Annotated in this window: 17 protein-coding genes; 13 read left to right on the top strand and 4 right to left on the bottom strand. The window is 58.9% G+C overall.

Going from position 1 to position 18,507, the window contains the following annotated elements; translation table 11 throughout:
* Positions 1-115: 115 nt before the first annotated feature.
* From EQV90_RS13435 to EQV90_RS13410, 6 genes are all read left to right on the top strand, one after another.
* Positions 116-2,020, top strand: a complete 1,905-nt coding sequence (locus EQV90_RS13435; RefSeq protein ID WP_003443220.1) for an ATP-binding protein — start codon at positions 116-118, stop codon at positions 2,018-2,020.
* A complete protein-coding gene (locus EQV90_RS13430) occupies positions 2,017-3,342 on the top strand; it encodes a sigma-54 dependent transcriptional regulator (RefSeq protein WP_003443222.1) in 1,326 nt (441 codons plus the stop codon). Before EQV90_RS13435 ends, EQV90_RS13430 begins: the two co-directional genes overlap by 4 nt.
* An 8-nt stretch (positions 3,343-3,350) precedes the next feature.
* Positions 3,351-3,677 carry a GlpM family protein gene (locus EQV90_RS13425; protein WP_177412970.1) on the top strand — a complete coding sequence of 109 codons (327 nt, stop codon included), beginning with the start codon at positions 3,351-3,353 and terminating at the stop codon, positions 3,675-3,677.
* 188 nt (positions 3,678-3,865) lie between these two features.
* Entirely contained in the window at positions 3,866-4,786 is a 921-nt protein-coding gene (locus EQV90_RS13420; RefSeq protein ID WP_161718239.1) for an arginase, read from the top strand.
* Positions 4,783-5,157, top strand: coding sequence for a hypothetical protein (locus EQV90_RS13415; protein ID WP_003443228.1), 375 nt, complete (start codon positions 4,783-4,785; stop codon positions 5,155-5,157). Before EQV90_RS13420 ends, EQV90_RS13415 begins: the two co-directional genes overlap by 4 nt.
* 10 nt (positions 5,158-5,167) lie before the next feature.
* Complete coding sequence (locus EQV90_RS13410) at positions 5,168-5,587, top strand: EamA family transporter (protein WP_010655655.1); 420 nt, start codon at positions 5,168-5,170, stop codon at positions 5,585-5,587.
* A 63-nt stretch (positions 5,588-5,650) separates the two neighbouring features.
* Here the strand turns inward: EQV90_RS13410 and EQV90_RS13405 are convergent, their stop codons facing one another.
* A complete protein-coding gene (locus tag EQV90_RS13405; RefSeq protein ID WP_161718241.1) occupies positions 5,651-6,415 on the bottom strand; it encodes a MipA/OmpV family protein in 765 nt (254 codons plus the stop codon).
* A 226-nt stretch (positions 6,416-6,641) separates the two neighbouring features.
* Here EQV90_RS13405 and EQV90_RS13400 point away from each other — a divergent pair, with 226 nt between their 5' ends.
* From EQV90_RS13400 to EQV90_RS13375, 6 genes are read left to right on the top strand one after another with little or no spacing between them, the layout of a single operon-like run.
* Entirely contained in the window at positions 6,642-7,337 is a 696-nt protein-coding gene (locus EQV90_RS13400; protein WP_240878215.1) for an MtnX-like HAD-IB family phosphatase, read from the top strand.
* On the top strand, positions 7,330-8,724 hold the full coding sequence (locus EQV90_RS13395) for an aminotransferase class III-fold pyridoxal phosphate-dependent enzyme (RefSeq protein ID WP_240878214.1): 1,395 nt from the start codon (positions 7,330-7,332) through the stop codon (positions 8,722-8,724). The genes EQV90_RS13400 and EQV90_RS13395 overlap by 8 nt, the downstream gene beginning before the upstream one ends.
* On the top strand, positions 8,721-9,587 hold the full coding sequence (locus tag EQV90_RS13390; RefSeq protein WP_010655653.1) for an alpha/beta fold hydrolase: 867 nt from the start codon (positions 8,721-8,723) through the stop codon (positions 9,585-9,587). Before EQV90_RS13395 ends, EQV90_RS13390 begins: the two co-directional genes overlap by 4 nt.
* Positions 9,588-9,600: 13 nt before the next feature.
* Positions 9,601-10,725: a GNAT family N-acetyltransferase gene (locus EQV90_RS13385; RefSeq protein ID WP_240878213.1), complete on the top strand. Its 1,125-nt coding sequence runs from the start codon at positions 9,601-9,603 to the stop codon at positions 10,723-10,725.
* Entirely contained in the window at positions 10,725-12,488 is a 1,764-nt protein-coding gene (locus EQV90_RS13380; RefSeq protein WP_003443243.1) for a HAMP domain-containing sensor histidine kinase, read from the top strand. Before EQV90_RS13385 ends, EQV90_RS13380 begins: the two co-directional genes overlap by 1 nt.
* Positions 12,485-13,876: a sigma-54 dependent transcriptional regulator gene (locus EQV90_RS13375; protein WP_003443244.1), complete on the top strand. Its 1,392-nt coding sequence runs from the start codon at positions 12,485-12,487 to the stop codon at positions 13,874-13,876. The genes EQV90_RS13380 and EQV90_RS13375 overlap by 4 nt, the downstream gene beginning before the upstream one ends.
* Before the next feature lie 91 nt (positions 13,877-13,967).
* Here EQV90_RS13375 and metE read toward each other — a convergent pair whose 3' ends face one another.
* Positions 13,968-16,277, bottom strand: a complete 2,310-nt coding sequence (metE, locus tag EQV90_RS13370) for a 5-methyltetrahydropteroyltriglutamate--homocysteine S-methyltransferase (protein WP_127196117.1) — start codon at positions 16,275-16,277, stop codon at positions 13,968-13,970.
* Positions 16,278-16,384: 107 nt separating this feature from the next.
* Here metE and metR point away from each other — a divergent pair, with 107 nt between their 5' ends.
* Positions 16,385-17,302: a transcriptional regulator MetR gene (gene metR / locus EQV90_RS13365; RefSeq protein WP_003443249.1), complete on the top strand. Its 918-nt coding sequence runs from the start codon at positions 16,385-16,387 to the stop codon at positions 17,300-17,302.
* 48 nt (positions 17,303-17,350) lie between these two features.
* Here the strand turns inward: metR and EQV90_RS13360 are convergent, their stop codons facing one another.
* Positions 17,351-17,848, bottom strand: coding sequence for a GNAT family N-acetyltransferase (locus tag EQV90_RS13360; protein WP_010655651.1), 498 nt, complete (start codon positions 17,846-17,848; stop codon positions 17,351-17,353).
* 12 nt (positions 17,849-17,860) lie between these two features.
* Positions 17,861-18,499 (bottom strand): LysE family translocator, encoded by a 639-nt coding sequence (locus EQV90_RS13355; protein WP_003443253.1) that lies wholly within the window; start codon positions 18,497-18,499, stop codon positions 17,861-17,863.
* Positions 18,500-18,507 lie beyond the last annotated feature (8 nt).

The raw sequence follows: 18,507 nt of genomic DNA, 5'->3' as shown, positions 1-18,507 counted from the left end.
TGCAGGAGCGGGCTGGTCTCGCGATCTTCCAAAAGATCGCGAGGCAAGCTCGCTGCTACAGGAGATTTCTGTTAATCGGCTGCTCTTGCGCAGTGGTTGACCCAAGGCATCTGTGATGAAATGCGACCCCACTATTTATCGCGGTGCCCCGCCCTCACTTGCCGTGAAACCTCGTCTGCTCCGCCATTTGCTGTTACCCCCGCTCATCCTGCTGCTAACCATCGGGCTGGGCTACGCGGGCTATCGCGTCAGCGAACACTTTGGCATCCGCAGCCTCAGCGAGAACGGTGAGCGTCAACTTGAACTCCATGCACGCACTGTCGAGAGTGAGCTCGGCAAATACACCTACCTGCCCAGCCTGCTGGAGCTGGAGTCCAGTGTTTCGCATTTGCTGGCAGATCCGACCGCGCAGAACCGGGTTACCGTCAATCAATACCTCGAAGGTCTGAACCGCCGCAGCCGCAGCCGTGCCATTTATGTGCTGGACACCACGGGCCGGGTAATGGCCACCAGTAACTGGCGCGACGCCGACAGCTACCTGGGCGAAGACCTGTCCTTCCGGGCCTACTTTCAAGACGCAGTGCGCGGTCAGCCGGGACGTTTTTACGGCATTGGCAGCACCTCCGGCGAGCCGGGCTACTACCTGGCCCACGGTCTGGAAGAACAAGGCAAAATCATTGGCGTTGCGGTGATCAAAGTCCGCCTCGAAGCCCTTGAGGAGCGCTGGCAACGCGCCCGGCTCGAAGCCTATGTGAGCGATGAAAACGGCATCATCATTCTGTCGAGTGATCCGACCCGCCGCCTGAAATCGGTCCGCCCCCTGACCGCCGACACCAAAGAGCAGCTGGCGCGCAGCCTGCAGTATTACTGGTGGCCGCTTAATGAGCTGCAACCTGTGGAACGTGAGCATCTGGCCGAAGGCGTAGAAACCGTCACCTTTGCCGCCAGTAGCGGACTGGCCAAGGATGAAAAGGAAGTCAGCTATCTGGCCCAGACCCGCAAGCTCAACGACACGCCCTGGGAAATAACCCTGCTCACCCCATTACAAGACTTGCGCCGCGAAGCTGCCAATCAGGGCATGCTGGTGGCCGTGGCCTTTGCCCTGCTGGCCTTCTTGCTGATTGCCTGGAATGAGCGGCGCAAAGTGATAGCAACCAGGCTTGCGGCCCGCGAAGCCCTGCAAGAAGCCAATAACCAGCTCGAACGCAAAATTACGGAACGCACCGCCCACCTGCGTGCCAGCAACGAACGGCTCAAGGGCCAGATTCGCGAGCGCCGTCAGGCCGAAGACACCCTGCGCCGGGCCCAGGACGAACTGGTCCAGGCCGGCAAACTGGCCGCCATCGGTCAAATGTCCACCAGCATTGCCCATGAACTGAATCAGCCATTGGCCGCCTTGCGCACACTGTCTGGCAACACCATAAGGTTTCTCCAGCGCGGCGACCTGAAGGTAGCGGCGGACAATCTCAACACCATCAACAATCTGGTGGACCGCATGGGCCGCATCACTGCCAACCTGCGCTCCTTTGCCCGACGCGGCGATGACCAGGGCCAGGCCAGCCTGGGCAAGGCAGTGGAGGCGACCCTGCAACTGCTCGCGCTTCGCCTGGAAGCAGCCGGAGTTGAACTGCAGCGCGATTTCAGCGATGTCCAGCTCAAGATCGACCAGACCCGGCTGGAACAGATCCTCGTCAACCTGATTGGCAACGCTCTGGACGCCATGCAGGACCAGGCAGCCCCCAAAAAGCTGTGGCTGGAAGGCGAACCCGGCGACGGCAAGTACCGCCTGCGAGTACGTGACAACGGTCCCGGCATCGACCCTGAAAGCCGAAAACACCTGTTTGAACCCTTCTTCACCACCAAACCCGGCGAGCAGGGTCTGGGCCTGGGCCTGACCCTGTCGGCCAGCCTGGCCGCCGCTGCCGGCGGCAGCCTCAGCGTCGAGTTCCCAGCCACTGGTGGTGCTGCGTTTGTCCTCTTATTACCGCTGTTGCAACCCGCTAAGGCCGAGCCGATATGAATAACGAGCTGACCGTCCTGATTGTCGAAGACGACCCCCATGTCCTGCTCGGATGCCAGCAGGCGCTCGCGCTCGAAGATATTCGCAGCGAAGGCGTGAGCAGTGCTGAACAAGCCTTGGCAATGGTCGGGGACAACTTCCCCGGCATTGTCATCAGTGACATCCGCCTGCCCGGGATCGATGGTCTGGAGCTGCTGAAACGGCTCAAGGCCCGTGATCGCAGCCTGCCGGTGGTACTGATTACCGGGCATGGCGATATTTCCATGGCCGTGGGCGCCATGCGCGATGGCGCCTATGACTTCATGGAGAAACCTTTTTCTCCTGAACGCCTGGTCGACATCGCACGCCGGGCTCTTGAGCAACGCGGCCTGGCCCGGGAAGTGTGGTCACTGCGCCGGCAGCTGGCCGAGCGTGATTCCCTTGAGGGCCGGATCATCGGCCGCTCGCCCGCCATGCAGCAATTACGCGAATTGATCGCCAACGTCGCCGATACCTCGGCCAACGTGCTGATTGAGGGCGAAACCGGTACCGGCAAGGAACTGGTCGCCCGCTGCCTGCACGACTTCAGCCGTCGCCAGCCCCGGCAATTCGTCGCGCTCAACTGCGGCGGGCTGCCGGAAAACCTGTTCGAAAGCGAGATATTCGGTCACGAAGCCAATGCCTTTACCGGTGCCGGCAAGCGTCGGATCGGCAAGATCGAACATGCCGACGGCGGCACCCTGTTTCTCGACGAAGTAGAAAGCATGCCGCTCAACCTGCAGATCAAACTGCTGCGGGTGCTGCAGGAGCGCTCACTGGAGCGCCTGGGCTCCAACCAGAGCATCGATGTCGATTGCCGGGTGATTGCCGCCACCAAGTCCGACCTCGATCAGCTGAGCAAAGTCAGCCAGTTTCGCAGCGACCTCTATTACCGGTTGAATGTGGTGACACTCGAGCTGCCGCCTCTGCGCGAGCGCCGCGAAGACATCCTGCAACTGTTCGAGTACTTCCTGCAGCAATCGTCTCTGCGTTTCGACCGCACGGCGCCTGAACTGGATAACCAGACCCTGTCCAACCTGATGAGCCATGACTGGCCGGGCAACGTGCGAGAGCTGCGCAACGTGGCCGAGCGTTTTGCTTTGGGCCTGCCGGCCTTCAAGAAATCGGGCAGCAACGTCGCCCAGGGCCTGGGCTTTTCGGAAGCGGTGGAGGCGTTCGAGCGCAATCTGCTCAGCGATGCACTACAACGCAGTGGCGGCAACCTGACCCAGGCCAGCCAGGAGTTGGGCATGGCCAAAACCACACTCTTCGACAAGGTCAAAAAATACGGGCTGGCTCACTGATGGATTTAATTCTGAAAGCTGCACTGGGCGCCGCCGTGGTAATCATCCTGGCGATGCTGGCAAAAACCAAAAACTATTACATCGCAGGTCTGGTCCCGCTGTTCCCGACTTTTGCCCTGATTGCCCACTACATCGTCGGCAAAGGGCGCTCACTGGACGACCTGAAAACCACCATCGTCTTCGGCATGTGGTCGATCATTCCCTACTTCGTCTACCTCGCAGCACTCTACGTACTGGTGGATCGCATGCGTCTTGAAGCCTCTTTGGCACTGGCCGCCGTGGCCTGGCTGATCGCCGCAACCGTACTGGTCAGTGTCTGGGTGCGCTTGCACTGATCGCCAGGAGCGAGCTTGCTGGCGGTAGCAACGTCGCGCTGCACTTGAAATACCCGGGGGCCTGGATCGCAAGCTGTCTCGTTCCAGCAGAGATCCACACCCGCCGAAATTCTGGCCCGCCCCTTGCATTTACCCCCTGACGCCCGCCTGGTCTGACCCGGCGGTGAATAAACGGGGGTACATAGCACATGAACATTCTCGATCTGGATCACAGCCTGACCCACCAGGCGCCCATTGCGCTGCGGCTGGCCGATGGTCGCGCGATCCGTATGGATTTACTGGCCCTGGGACCGAAATTGCGCCTGTGGTCCACCGAACGCAATTACCAGCGCTTCGCCAAATTACTGCAGGAACGTCCCAGGCGGGCGGCCCACAGGCCTGAAATATTCTTCGTCGGCTCCGGTGATTATCATCACCTGACCCCGGCCCTGCTGGCAGACCTGCGCGAGCCTGTCACCCTGATCCATTTCGACAACCACCCCGACTGGGTGCGCTTTGCTCCCCGCCGGCATTGCGGTTCATGGATCAACCGGGCACTCAGACTGCACAATATCAAGCGTATCGTCACCCTTGGCCCCTGCAGCGATGACCTGAAAAGCCCGCAGTTCAAAGGCGCCAACCTGGGGGCCTTGCGTAGCGGGGCTCTACAACTCTTTCCATGGCGCCATGCGCCCACCAAAGTCTGGGGCCGCATCGGCGATGGCGCAGGCCATGAGCAACACGAAAATCTCCTGTACTGGCGCAACCTGGCCGATCAGGACTGGCCCACCTTTATCGACAAACTAATCAAGAACCTGCCCACCACAGGGGTGTGGATCAGCATCGACAAAGACGTGCTGGCCAGCGAAGACGCCGCCACCAACTGGGATCAGGGCGGCATGCGTCTTACCCACCTGCTCCACGCCATACGCGCGCTGGCCACCAGCAAGCGCGTACTGGGGATCGACGTCTGCGGCGACTTCGCCAGGGCGCCACACAGCAACCTGCTCAAACGCTGGGAGGCCAAGTCCGATCAGCCGCCACCAGAACGCTGGAGCGAAAGCGATTTGTTACGCAACTCAACCACCAACAAAGCCCTGATTTCGTTGTTTGAGGAGCTGTTTCCGTGACTTTGACTGTTATTGCGCTAGTGGCGTTTTCCATCGTTCTCGATGTGATCGGCCAACTGTGTTTCAAAATCGGCCTCGACCGGTTACCCGAACTCGAAGGCGGCTTTCGCCTCAATGCGTTCTGGGGCCAGGTGTTCCAGGCTCCCATGCTGTGGGCGGGTATCGCTGCCTACGTGATCGAATTTTTCATCTGGCTTGAAGCCTTGTCCCGGGCGCCGCTGAGTTTGTTGTTTCCGGCCGCAGCGCTGGCCTATTGCGGCGTGGTCTTCGCCGGCAAGGTGTTTCTTGGTGAACACGTCAGCCGTCGCCGCTGGATGGGCACTCTGGTGATTACCCTCGGCGTGTTGCTGGTCAGCATCGCCGGAGCTTAGGAGATTAATCATGCAAAACTCTGAACCGATGAATCTGCCACAAAGTGGATGGCTGCATGGGCGGCTGGGTACGGTTGTACTGTGGGCATTGCTGATCATCCTGGAAAGCGCAGGGCAAATAGCGACCAAAGTCGGCGGCGACCAGTTGGGCAATACGGATTTCACCCTGCAATGGCTGCACGACATGCTGCTCAACCCCGGGGTATGGGCAGCCATTGCCTGCTATATCGGCGCATTTTTCGTGTGGATGCTGATATTGCGCCGCAGCAGTCTGTCGTTGGCGTTTCCGCTAAGTTCGCTGGTATTCGTGGGGGTGCTGCTGGGGTCGTGGCTGGGCCTGGGTGAGCACATCAGCGCGCTGCACTGGGCGGGCGTGGCGGTGATCATTGGCGGGATTGCCTTGCTGGCTGACGGCGAGCCGGAGCACTGACAGATCGACTGATGAGCAACTGCGGGAGCCGGCTATCCAGCTCCCGCAGAGTCAGCCCGCACTCTAGAATTTATAGCTGATCGCGGTCTGCACTGTGCCCTGATTCACGTCGCCCACATCCTTGACGATGCTGCTGTCTGCCGCTGTACCCACCAGACGAACCCAGCTGGCACTGGCCACCAGTGACCAATGTTGTGTCAGCGCAAACTCGAAGTTCTGGGTCAATGTCACGTTCTGGAAACCACCGCCGGCCTTGTACGCAGAAAAACCCGAAGCCCGGGCTTCACTGGCGCTGACACCAAAGAAAGTCGACATTTGCCGGGCATCGGCAAAGTTCACCGCCAACTGGCTGCTGCCGATAATTCCCAGGCCCAGCGGATAACCCAGCTCACCGCCCACTTGCCCCAATAACCCTCCCTGCCCGCCGGCACCGCCCACCGCCTGGCCCAGTTGCGCATACACGCGCCAGAACTCGGCCGGACTGTATTGCACGAAGCCGCCCAGCTGCGCCATGTCCGAAACATCCCGCAGCCCGCGCAGCGAACCGTTGGCGTTACGCCCCGACAAGTAATTGATAAATGGCCCGGCGCTCCAGCCATCAGCTTTGAAGCTGCTCCAGGTCAGGCCATTGTCGGTATCCAGACTGACATCGCCCCAGTCCACATCGAAATACGGCAGCGGTACTGTCTGATAGCGGCTGCCACTGGGGTCGTAAGGCTGATAGCCAATCCCGACCCCCACTTCGCCACTGGGGCCGTCGGCAGCACGCGCCACGACCCCGACACCCAACAATGAGAGCAGCAAAAAAACAGGAGCGCAGGTTTTCATGACAGAGGTTCCATATGAATTCATGCGCGCATAAGTCGCTTTTTTGAGAATTCGACGCAAGCACTGATGTTGTTTGTAGCAAGCTACAAAAATTGTAGCCTGCTCGGGGATTCTCACCGCGGGCAACGGCCAAAGCCCCGGCCCACGGGGCTTTGGCAACTTGGCACAGTCCGTGCTCTGTCCTGTACATGCGCAAAGTGCGCGTCTCCACAACAGGACAATGCAGATGATGCAATGGCATATCGTGTGTGATTTCGACGGAACCATCACCCGCACCGACGTCATCGACAACATTCTTCAACGTTTCGCCGACCCCAGCTGGGAAGCGATCGAAGAACAATGGGTGCAAGGTGAGATTGGTTCGCGTGAATGCCTCAGCCGCCAGCTGTCGCTGGTTAAAGCCTCCCCAGCCGAACTGCTGGCCTATTTCGATACCGTTGAGATTGACCCGGACTTTCCGGATTTCGTTGATCACGTCATCGGCCTCGGTGCTTCTATCGAAGTGGTCAGTGACGGCATCGAACAGGGCATCGCGCGCATCCTGGCCCGCAACTATGTGAGCCTGTTGCCGATCCTCGCCAACCGCCTGCGCCAGGTCGACCACAACAGTTGGCGCATCGACTTCCCCCATGCCAGCGACGCCTGCCATGCGGCTTCAGGCAACTGCAAATGCAAATCCACGCCTGGCGGCAAACGCGTGCTGGTGATTGGCGACGGGCGCTCCGACATGTGTGTGGCCGCAAGCGCCGACTTCGTATTCGCCAAAGACAGTCTGGCTGAACACTGCGAGCGCAACGGCATCCCCTACGCACGCTTCGACACATTCGCTGAACTTGCGGCCCTGCTGGCCAAATTGCCAAGCAACGCCGCCAACGCCCCCCACTATTCTCGTGAACAACAGGAGCTTTTCAATCATGTCTGATATCCGGATCGCCTCACCTGAAGACCAGATTCTTCTGGAAAAAGAAGCCAAGTACTGCTCGTACGGCGACACTGTCCACTACATCGAACCACCGCGCATTTTCAGCCGCTGCGAAGGCTCTTATGTATGGGACACCAGTGACCAGGCTTATCTCGATCTGCAAATGTGGTACTCGGCGGTTAACTTCGGTTACTCCAATCCGCGCTTGAACAACGCCCTGAAACAACAGATCGATACCCTGCCGCAGATTGCCAGCCAATACCTGCACAAAGGCAAGATCGAGTTGTCGGAGCGCATCGCGGTCGACGCCAAAAACAAGTTCGGTCTTGACGGACGCGTACACTTCAACGTTGGCGGTTCACAGTCCATCGAAGACTCGTTGAAAGTGGTCCGTAACGCCACCAACGGCAAAAGCCTGATGTTTGCCTTCGAAGGCGGCTACCACGGTCGTACGCTAGGTGCTTCGTCGATCACCTCCAGCTACCGCTACCGCCGTCGCTATGGCCACTTCGGTGAGCGCGCCAATTTCATCCCGTTTCCGTATCACTTCCGCGGCCCAAAAGGCATGACCAAAGAAGAATATGGCAGCCACTGCGTACAGCAATTCGCCCGTTTGTTTGAAACTGAATACAACGGTGTATGGGACCCTAAAGTCGGCCAGAGCGAATATGCCGCGTTTTACGTCGAGCCGATCCAGGGCACCGGCGGCTATGTGATTCCCCCCATGAACTTCTACAGCGAACTCAAGCAGGTTCTGGATCAACACGGCATTTTGATGGTGGTTGATGAAATCCAGATGGGCTTCTGGCGCACCGGCAAGCTATGGTCGATCGAGCACTTCGACGTCAAACCCGACGTGATCGTGTTCGGCAAGGCGCTGACCAACGGCCTCAACCCGCTGGGCGGCATCTGGGCCCGTGAAGAGCTGATCAACCCGAAAATCTTCCCGCCAGGCTCGACCCACTCCACCTTCGCCTCCAACCCGCTAGGCACTGCGGTGGGTCTGGAAATGTTCAAAATGACCAGCGAAATCGACTACGGCGCGAAGGTCATGGAGAAAGGCAAATACTTTCTGGCAGGCCTGCAGGACCTGCAAAAACGCTACCCGATCATCGGCGATGTCGACGGCCTGGGCCTGGCCCTGCGCTGCGAAATCTGCGGTCCGGACGGCTTTACCCCGGACAAGGCAACCCTGGACTACATGGTTGAAGAAGGCATGAAGGGCGATATCGAAATCGACGGCAAGCGTCTGGGTCTGATTCTGGACGTCGGCGGCTACTACAAAAACGTCATCACCCTGGCTCCATCGCTGGAAATCAGCTACGCCGAAATCGACCTTGGCATCGCCCTGCTCGATCGCCTGTTGCATCGGGCCATGAAGCGGTGAAGCGGTCAGAGATCGACCTGGGCGAAGGCGACGCCGGTTTCGTTCTCGGCACGGGTGAGGTCGGGATCCTGTTGATCCACGGCCTCACCGGCACCCCGACGGAGTTGCGGCGGGTGGCCCAGGGGCTGGCCAAGGACGGTACATGCACAGTGTACGTACCCACCCTGGCCGGCCACTGCGGTGACAACAGCGACCTGCAGGCCACCGGCTGGCAAGACTGGTACGAAGGGGTGCGTAAAACCTTCGTCGATGTCCGCCAGCGCCATGCCCGGGTTTTCGTCGGCGGTCTGTCGATGGGTGCAGTGATGTCGATGTACCTGGCCTCCGAACACCCGGGGCAAGTGGCGGGCCTGTTGATGTACTCCACCACCTTGCGCTACGACGGCTGGAGCATTCATAAACTGGCGTTCCTGACACCCTTGCTGATGGCCATTCCGTTCGGCGTGCACCTGTGCAGTTTCGAGGAGAAACCGCCCTACGGGATCAAGAACGAGCGCCTGCGAGCGATCGTTGAACGACAGATGAAAGCCGGTGAAAGCAGCAATGCCGGGTTACTGACAATGGAAGGCATCACCGTGCGCGAGCTGCACCGGATGAACGCCGTGGTGAAAAAGCGCATGCCGTCGATCACCACCCCGGCACTGGTACTGCACTCCATCGAAGACGACATCACCAGCCGCTGGAACGCCGATTACGTAGAGCGCCATCTGGGCGGCCCGGTGACCAAAGTGCTGCTCGATAACTGTTACCACATGATCACCGTCGACCTGCAATACCGCCGCGTGATTGAACTGAGTGACGCTTTCATCAAGCACCACAGCACCGTTGCCCAGGGCACTGTCGAGTACCTGCAGCAAGCCTGACCAAGGAAGATCCATGATTACAGCCCAAGCCTTTTCATCAATCCAGGCCATCGAACGCGAGGCCTGGAATGACTGCTTCCCAGATTCTCTGGAGGATTGGGACTACATCGTGGCAGTGGAAAACGCCGGCATTGAGGGCTTCGAGTGGCGTTACCTGACGCTGTACAGAGGCTCGACCCTGATTGCCGCCGCCACCGCATTCACCACCTCTTATCGCCTCGACACCACGGTTCAGGGGATCGGTAAACGATTTACCGAAAAGCTGAACCATATTTTGCCGGGGCTGGTGCAGTTACCTCTATACGCCATCGGCTCCCCGGTAACCGAACAATGCAACGCGGGCACCGCCAGCCATATTCCGCCTGACCAGCGCCCGGCCCTGCTGGCACGCCTGCTGCTTCTGGCGCAGCACGACGCCCGCCAGCTGGATATCGGCCTGATAGCGGTCAAGGACGTCCCCAGCCATGACGATGACTGGTCCCATAGCTGCAAGGCGGCGGGCTATCAGTCCATGCCCAGCCTGCCCAGGGCCGTGCTGCCCGTACCTTTTGGCTCGGTTGACTGCTACCTCGGCTCCCTGGGTAAATCCACCCGCAAAGACATGCGCCGCAAATTGCGCTCACCCGGACCCAGGGTGGAATGGCGCAGCAGCATTGACGATGTCCTGCCCGACATCATGCGTTTGTACGAAGCCAGCCTGGCCCGCAGCGACCTGCAATTCGAACGCTTACCGCCCGCTTATTTCACGGGTATCCTCCAGCAACTGGGAGACCGGGCGCTCTGCGTGCTGTATTGGCTCGATGACCAACTGGTAGCGTTCAATCTGCTACTGATCGACGAACATCGGCTGGTGGACAAATTTTTCGGTCACGACCTTGAACTGACACGGGAGTACAGCTTGTATTTCAGAAGCTGGATGGAGAACGTCGACTACTGCATCCGTAACAGAATTGCGCTATACGAATGTGGCCAGGCCGGATACGCCAGCAAAGTTCGCCTGGGCTGCACCTTCCAGAGCAATACGCTGTTCTTCCGCCATCGCAACGGGTTGGTCAATAACATGCTCAAGTTAGTCAAACTATTCGTCCGCCCAGACCGTCATGACCCCGCCCTTGCGGCAGCGATAAGCGAGCATTAATGCCAATCACCTCTGAATCAAAGCGCAATGCTCCAGCGTTCAAGGTCTCGCGCTGGACGGTTCAGCGCAAACTGGTACTGGCCTTCTGGCTGGTCAGCGTCATCCCCACCATGATCGCCGCCGAACTGGCCGCCACCACGCTGTCGCATATTTTCGACAACAACGTGCGCGTCTGGCTGCAGGAATCGACCGAAATCGTCAAAGACGAAATCGGCGAAATCGTTCAAGACAATGCCCGCGCGGCGCAATTGTTCCTGCGCTATACCCACCCGCCTACCTCCCATACAGCCCTGCGCCACGACAAGTTGACCGCCGACATTGCCAGTGCAATGGACATTAACGTGGTGGCGCTGATTCGCAGCAGTGACCACAAAGTGGTATTCAGCACGGCCAGTGAAGCCATCGTTGACCAGATCAGCATGGCGCCCAATGCCGTGCTGCAAACCATCGACGTGGGCGGCGTGCCCACCGGCACAGTGGTTTCGACCTTTCCTACCACCCAGGATGGCGAGGCGTATCAATTACTGGTTGCCACTTACATGGACAACAGCTTTTTGACCAGCGTCGCTGACGTCCACTCCCTGGACCTGCGCCTGTACCTGGCCAGTGGTAATGGCTATTCCGAAATTTTCTCCAGTCAGCACTTTGATGACCGTGAGCTTCAGGTGCCGACTGCCATCGAGCAAATACTGCGCGAGACCAAACAGCCCAGCGAGCAATTCACCACTCGCTACAGCGGACTGTACTGGCCAATCCTCAACGGTACCGGTGAACTGCAAGGCGTGATTTACAGTGGTTTGCTACGCCATACCAGCCTTGTCGGCCTGGTCAATCAGAGCAACCTGTTTGCACTGATTTTCCTGGTCGGCTCGATACTTTCGCTAAGCGTTGGCTGGCTGGTTTCCGAGCGCCTGACCCGGCCACTGCGCGGTCTGTCTGAAGGTGTACGGGCAGTGATTGCCGGGGATTACACGCAACTGGTCGCGGTGTCTGGCCGGGACGAACTGGCTGAGTTGAGCAGCACCTTCAACCACATGACCGTACGCCTGGCCCAGTTGCATCATCTAGAGGCCCAGTTGCGCCGGCGTGATCGCCTGCATGCCCTGGGCGAGGTCGCCATGGGCCTGGCCCACGAAATCCGCAATCCGCTGGGCATTATCAAAACCGCCACCCAACTGCTGCACCGGCGGGCCAATCTGGACGAAACCGACAAGCGCCATCTGGAGTACGTGGTCAGCGAGGTATCTCGAATCAACGAGCTCATTACCGACTTTCTGGACTTTGCCAAACCCAGTGCACCGGTGCGTTCAGTCCAGCCGGCACGACTTCTGGTCGAAGATATTCTGGGCTTCTGCAAGCCCGAGCTGGACAGCCACAACATCAGAACCGAAATAGACGACAAAGCCCCCGGGGCAACCATTTATGCAGACACCCGGCAACTGAAACAGGCTTGCCTGAACCTGATCATCAATGCCATAGACGCAATGCCTGACGGAGGGCACCTGACATTGCGCATTGCCCGTGACACCAACAATGACACCGTGATCAGCATTATTGATAACGGCCAAGGTATTGAACCTGACATGATCGAGCGAATTTTCACGCCTTTTGTAACCACCAAGGCATCGGGTACGGGCCTGGGTCTGCCCAAAGTGTTCTCCATTATGGAAAACCACGACGGCCGGATTGAATGCATCAGCGAGAAAAACGCCGGAACCACCTTCAACCTGTATATTCCGGCCCACGGAGGGGATGAGTCATGAGTCACAACATCCTGGTGGTCGACGACGAGCCGAAACTTTGCGACCTGCTCAGTTCCGCGCTGAGCCAGAACGAGGTGCAGGTATTTACCGCAGGCAACGGCCTGCACGCACTGGCCATTCTGGAACAGGAAGACATCGACCTGATCATCAGCGACTGGCGCATGCCCGGCATGGACGGCTCGCAGTTACTGGCCGAGGTCAAGGTGCGTTATCCGCATCTGCCAGTCATTGTGATGACGGCCTACAGCACGGTGAAAAACGCCGTACAGTCGATGCGCGATGGCGCCTACGACTACATTGCCAAACCCTTCGATATCGACGAACTGGACATCACCGTCAGCAAAGCCCTGCAGTTTCGCGACATCCTGCGCGATAACGCACGCATGCGCGCCGAACTCGACGAGCACTGGCATATCGAGAGCCTGATAGGTGACAGCCCGAGTTTTCGCCGGGTGTTGCAGGCCATCGACTCGGTGCGTGACAGCAACGCCACCATCCTGCTGACCGGTGAAAGCGGTACCGGCAAAGAGATGGTCGCCCGTGCCATCCACAACCACGGTAGCCGGGCCGACAAACCCTTTGTCGCGGTCAACTGTGCGGCGATTCCTGAAGGGCTGCTGGAAAGCGAGATGTTCGGTCATCGCAAAGGCGCCTTTACCGGTGCCGTCGCTGATCGTGTCGGGCGCTTCATGCAAGCGGACAAAGGCACTTTGTTTCTCGATGAAGTGGGCGATATGCCCCTGGCTCTGCAGGCCAAGATTTTGCGCGCGCTGCAAGAGCGGGTCATTGAGCCCGTTGGAGATCCCCGCGAGCGCAAGGTCGATGTCCGGGTCATTGCAGCCACCAATAAAAACCTGCTGGAAGCCGTGGCCAACAAAGAGTTTCGCGAGGATCTGTACTACCGCCTGAATGTATTCCCGATTCCCCTGCCTGCCTTGCGCGAGCGGGTTGAAGACATCGCTGCGCTGGCGCGGCACTTCGCCCACAATCTGGGGGCTACTGCTGGCAAACGGATCAGCGGTTTCAGCCCCAGTGCCTTGCGGGCAATGGCCGAATACAGCTGGCCCGGCAACATTCGCGAACTGCAGAACTGCGTCGAGCGCGCCACCATTGTGGCCACCAGCAGCACGATCCAGGACAGTGACCTGCCGCCGTACCTGTTCAGTGCCCAGCCGAGCCAGACCAGCGCCCTGCCGAGCCCGGGCCCGAGCGTACCGCCCGATCTGGAAGCGGCGCTGGCTGAAGTGGAAAAAGCCTACATCCTGGCGGCGCTGCAACAAGCCCACGGAGTCCAGGCTGCTGCAGCGCAGTTGATTGGCATATCAGAACGCAGCTTCTGGTACCGCCTGAAAAAGCTCGATATACACGTCGACAAAATCATCAGATAAAGCCAACCCCCAGTTTCAACATCAAATGCTCGCGAGCTTTCAAGCTCCAATGCTCGCGAGCAAGCTCGCTCCTACAGGTGCTGCGCCGGGTTCAGGCAACCTGCGCCCGCAACTGCCGCGCCGCCGCCACCATGTTGATCAGTGCCGCTTCGGTCTCGGCCCAGGCGCGGGTTTTGAGGCCGCAGTCGGGGTTTACCCACAACCGCTCAGCCGGAATACGTTGGGCCGCCTTGCTCAGCAACTTGACCATCTCGGCCGTGTCCGGAACCCGTGGCGAGTGGATGTCATACACCCCCGGGCCAATGTCGTTCGGGTAATCGAATGCTTCAAACGCATCCAGCAGTTCCATATCCGAACGCGAGGTTTCGATGGTGATGACGTCAGCGTCCATCTCGGCAATCGACTTGATCACATCGTTGAACTCGCTGTAGCACATGTGGGTATGAATCTGTGTTTCGTCCCCGACTCCCGAAGCACACAGGCGAAAAGCCTCCACTGCCCAGTCCAGGTATTCCTGCCACTGCGCCCGACGCAACGGCAGGCCTTCGCGCAAAGCCGCTTCGTCAATCTGCACAATCTTGATCCCGGCTTTTTCCAGATCGATCACCTCGTCACGAATCGCCAGCGCCAGTTGTTGCGCCTGCACTTTGCGCGAAACATCTTCGCGGGGGAATGACCACATCAGCATGGTCACCGGGCCGGTCAACATGCCCTTCATTACCTTGTCGGTCAGGCCCTGAGCGTATTTGATCCAGTCCACGGTCATGGCTTGAAGACGGCTCAGGTCGCCGAAAATGATCGCCGGCTTCACACAGCGCGAACCGTAGCTCTGCACCCAGCCATATTGCGTAAACACGTAGCCATCCAGCTGTTCGGCAAAGTACTCGACCATATCGTTACGTTCGGCTTCGCCGTGGACCAGCACGTCCAGCCCCAAACGCTCCTGGGTTTGTACGGCGTTGCGAATTTCGCTGTGCATGGCGTCGGTGTACTCACTGACCGACAATTTGCCCTGTTTGTAAGACTGCCGCGCCAGCCGAATCGATGCTGTCTGCGGAAACGATCCAATAGTGGTCGTAGGAAATGCTGGCAGATTCAGGCGCGCGCGCTGCAACTGGATACGGGTGGCAAACGGCGACTGACGCTGGCTGTCCGCAGCGGTAATCGCTGCGGTACGTGCTTGCACCGCAGGCTTGTGAATCCGTGGCGAGTTGGCGCGGCTGGCCTGCACCGCACGGCTTTGGGCCAGCGCCTGCTGCACTTTGGCATCCTGGGGGATATTCAGCGCATCGCGCAGTACGGCAATTTCGTCGCACTTTTGCCGGGCAAAGGCCAGCCAGCTTTTAAGCTCGGCATCCAGCCGGGTTTCGCGGTCCAGATCAACCGGGCTATGCAACAGCGAGCAAGAGCCGGCAACCCACAGATTGTCACCAAAGCGTTCTTCGGCTTCCTGCAATTGGGCCAGGGCGTTTTCCAGATCACAGCGCCAGACGTTGCGACCGTTCACCAGACCCAGCGACAACACTTTATAGGTCGGCAGGCGATCCAGAATGGCATGCAACTGGTCAGGGGCACGCACCAGGTCAACGTGCAAACCTTCCACCGGCAGGCTGACAGCCAGCCCCAGATTGTCTTCCAGACCGCTGAAGTAAGTGGCTACCAGCTTCTTCAGAGGTGAGTACTGAAGGATGTGGTAAGCACGCTCAAAGGCGTTTTTCCACTCCTGGGGCAGGTCAAGCGACAGAATCGGTTCGTCAATCTGCACCCATTCCACACCTTGTTCAGCCAGACGGGAAAGAATAGCGGCGTATACCGGCAACAGGTTTTCCAGCAGATCGAGTTTGTTGAACTCATTGCCCTTGGTCTTGCCCAGCCACAGGAAAGTCAGCGGTCCTATGATCACCGGCTTGACCTTGTGGCCCAGGGCCAGGGCCTCGGCAGTTTCTTCAAACAGCTGATTCCAGCTCAGTTCAAAACGCTGATCCTGACTGAACTCCGGCACCAGGTAGTGATAGTTGGTATCAAACCATTTGGTCAGTTCTTGAGCGTACTGGCCGTTGCCGTGTTCGCCGCAGCAACTCTGGCTCGCACCACGGGCCATGCCGAACAGGGTATTCAGGGTTGGACGGCCCTGGGCGTCCAGGGTACTGGCGAACCGCTCGGGAATGGCACCGAAGGTCAGCGAGTGGCTCAGCACCTGGTCGTACCAGGCAAAGTCACCCACCGGCAGTAAGTCGATCCCGGCGTCTTTTTGCAGTTGCCAGTGGCTGGCGCGCAGTTCACGCCCCACAGCTTGCAGGGCAGCCTGGTCAATATCGCCCTTCCAGTACGCTTCGAGTGCTTTTTTCAGTTCACGATCCGCACCGATACGCGGGAAACCAAGATTGTGTGCCAGGGCCATAACGACATTCCTTCGTGTAAGTAATGGCACAATTATCGACACGCACTGCAACATGAGACAAACTCAACGTTTTCGTGTTGATCATCAAATTTACTCATGGAGTCACCGTGCTGGAAATTCGTCACCTCAAAACCCTGCACGCATTACGCGAGTCCGACAGCCTGGTCGAAGCGGCTGAACGGCTGCACCTGACACAATCTGCTTTATCCCACCAGTTCAAAGAGCTGGAAGAACGCATGGGCATGCCGCTGTTTGTGCGCAAAACCAAACCGGTCCGTTTCACCAGCGGCGGGTTGCGCCTGCTGCAACTGGCCGATGCCATGCTCCCGCTGCTGCGCGGCGCCGAGCGCGATATCGCCCGTTTGGTCGGCGGTACGGCCGGACGTTTGCACATGGCGATTGAGTGCCACAGTTGCTTCCAGTGGCTGATGCCCACCATCGATCAGTTCCGCGACGCCTGGCCCGAGGTCGAACTGGACCTGGCTTCGGGCTTTGCCTTCGCCCCCTTGCCTGCACTGGCCCGGGGCGATCTGGATCTGGTGGTTACTTCTGACCCGCAAGAGATTGCAGGGCTGACGTATGTGCCGCTGTTTACCTACGAAGCCATGTTGGCCGTTGCCAATCAGCATGCTCTGGCCAGCAAGCCGTTTATCGTGCCGGAAGATTTGAGCACCGAGACTCTGATTACCTACCCGGTGGAGCGCGACCGGCTCGATATTTTCACCCGCTTTTTAGAGCCGGCAGACGTTGAACCGGCACAAGTGCGCACCTCCGAGCTGACCGTCATGATGATGCAGCTCGTAGCCAGTGGCCGTGGTGTATGCGGGATGCCGCACTGGGCCTTGCATGAATACAGCTCGCGCGGCTACGTGAAAGCCAAGCGCCTCGGTGAGAAAGGGTTGTTTGCCACGCTCTACGCGGCGGTACGTGCCGATATGCTCGACGCCCCTTATATGCGCGACTTTTTGCTGACGGCCAAAGACACATCCTTCTCGACCCTGGACGGGGTGAGTGCCGTTCGCTGAACCTGTACAACCTGCGGGAGCAAGCTCGCTCCTGCAGGGGCGGGTCGCTTATACCAGCCGGCGCATATGCACCCGGTCGTAATACTCCTCCCCCACCCGGATCGCGCAATCTTCAAGCCCCGACTGTTCAAACCCGCAGCGGCGATACAAGGCCAGCGCCGCTGGACTGTTGGCGCTCACGCTCAGTTGCAGCACTTTTATTTCGGGCTCCTGCTCTGCCATGGACAACACTGCCTGCACCAGGTGCTCGCCCAGCCCCTGCCCGCGAAAGCCCCCGGATACGTACAAGCCAAACAGCGTGGCCTGATGCCGGGCGTCTTCCCACGGCTCGAAAGCCAGACCCACTACCCCCACCAGCCGGTCATCGACAAAGGCGCCGAACAGCGCGCTCAATTCATCATCCAGCTGTGCTTGCCACCAACTCAGTGGCAACTTTTCACGGTTTGACAGGCTGGAAACAAAAGCCTCGGGGTGCAGCGCGTAGGCCTCCAGCAGTAACTGGCGATACGCACTGGCGTGTGAGGGATCAAGCAGTTCTATAGCCATATCGGGTCCCAATCATAGGGTTTTACGTTGTTCCAGCATCAATTTTACCGCCAGACCGGCCAGTACAAAGCCCATGACATAACGCTGGACAGCCAGCCACAGCGGATTACGCACAAACCAGAAGGCAATGCCTGAAGCAAACAGCGCAATCAACAGGTTCACGGTGAAACTGACGCTGATCTGGGTCAGGCCCAACAGCAGGCTCTGGGTAAACATCGAACCATGCTCGGGGCTGATGAATTGCGGGAACACCGACAGGTAAAACACCGCGACCTTGGGGTTCAGGACACTGGTCATAAACCCCATCAGCACCAGTTTTGGCGATGAGTCCGGCGCCAGCTCCTGCGCTTCAAAAGGCGAGCGGGCACCCGGCTTGAGCGCCTGCCACGCCATCCACAGCAGATACAGGGCCCCCGCCCACTTCAATACCTCATAAGCCATTGGTACTGCTAAAAATACCGCTGTCAGCCCGGCTGCGGCGGCAAACATGTGCACCAAAAAACCTGCGACCACACCGACCAATGACGTCACCCCCGCTTTTCGCCCCTGACAGATCGAGCGCGAAATCAGGTAAATCATGTTTGGCCCCGGCGTCAAAACCATCAGCAAACACGCCGCAGCGAATATCAGCAGGTCTTGAGCAGGAATCATGGTCAGTC

This window comes from Pseudomonas sp. TMW22089, assembly GCF_022496645.1.
Lineage (GTDB): Bacteria > Pseudomonadota > Gammaproteobacteria > Pseudomonadales > Pseudomonadaceae > Aquipseudomonas > Aquipseudomonas paraversuta.
This window is presented reverse-complemented; position numbering and strand designations above follow the sequence as displayed.

Excerpts from the sequence above, each read along its gene's own strand:
- EQV90_RS13435 (WP_003443220.1), top strand. The coding sequence starts at position 116 with ATGAAATGCGACCCCACTATTTATCGCGGTGCCCCGCCCTCACTTGCC.
- EQV90_RS13430 (WP_003443222.1), top strand. The coding sequence starts at position 2,017 with ATGAATAACGAGCTGACCGTCCTGATTGTCGAAGACGACCCCCATGTC.
- EQV90_RS13420 (WP_161718239.1), top strand. The coding sequence starts at position 3,866 with ATGAACATTCTCGATCTGGATCACAGCCTGACCCACCAGGCGCCCATT.
- EQV90_RS13410 (WP_010655655.1), top strand. The coding sequence starts at position 5,168 with ATGCAAAACTCTGAACCGATGAATCTGCCACAAAGTGGATGGCTGCAT.
- EQV90_RS13405 (WP_161718241.1), bottom strand. The coding sequence starts at position 6,415 with ATGAAAACCTGCGCTCCTGTTTTTTTGCTGCTCTCATTGTTGGGTGTC.
- EQV90_RS13400 (WP_240878215.1), top strand. The coding sequence starts at position 6,642 with ATGATGCAATGGCATATCGTGTGTGATTTCGACGGAACCATCACCCGC.
- EQV90_RS13395 (WP_240878214.1), top strand. The coding sequence starts at position 7,330 with ATGTCTGATATCCGGATCGCCTCACCTGAAGACCAGATTCTTCTGGAA.
- EQV90_RS13385 (WP_240878213.1), top strand. The coding sequence starts at position 9,601 with ATGATTACAGCCCAAGCCTTTTCATCAATCCAGGCCATCGAACGCGAG.
- EQV90_RS13380 (WP_003443243.1), top strand. The coding sequence starts at position 10,725 with ATGCCAATCACCTCTGAATCAAAGCGCAATGCTCCAGCGTTCAAGGTC.
- EQV90_RS13375 (WP_003443244.1), top strand. The coding sequence starts at position 12,485 with ATGAGTCACAACATCCTGGTGGTCGACGACGAGCCGAAACTTTGCGAC.
- metE (WP_127196117.1), bottom strand. The coding sequence starts at position 16,277 with ATGGCCCTGGCACACAATCTTGGTTTCCCGCGTATCGGTGCGGATCGT.
- EQV90_RS13360 (WP_010655651.1), bottom strand. The coding sequence starts at position 17,848 with ATGGCTATAGAACTGCTTGATCCCTCACACGCCAGTGCGTATCGCCAG.
- EQV90_RS13355 (WP_003443253.1), bottom strand. The coding sequence starts at position 18,499 with ATGATTCCTGCTCAAGACCTGCTGATATTCGCTGCGGCGTGTTTGCTG.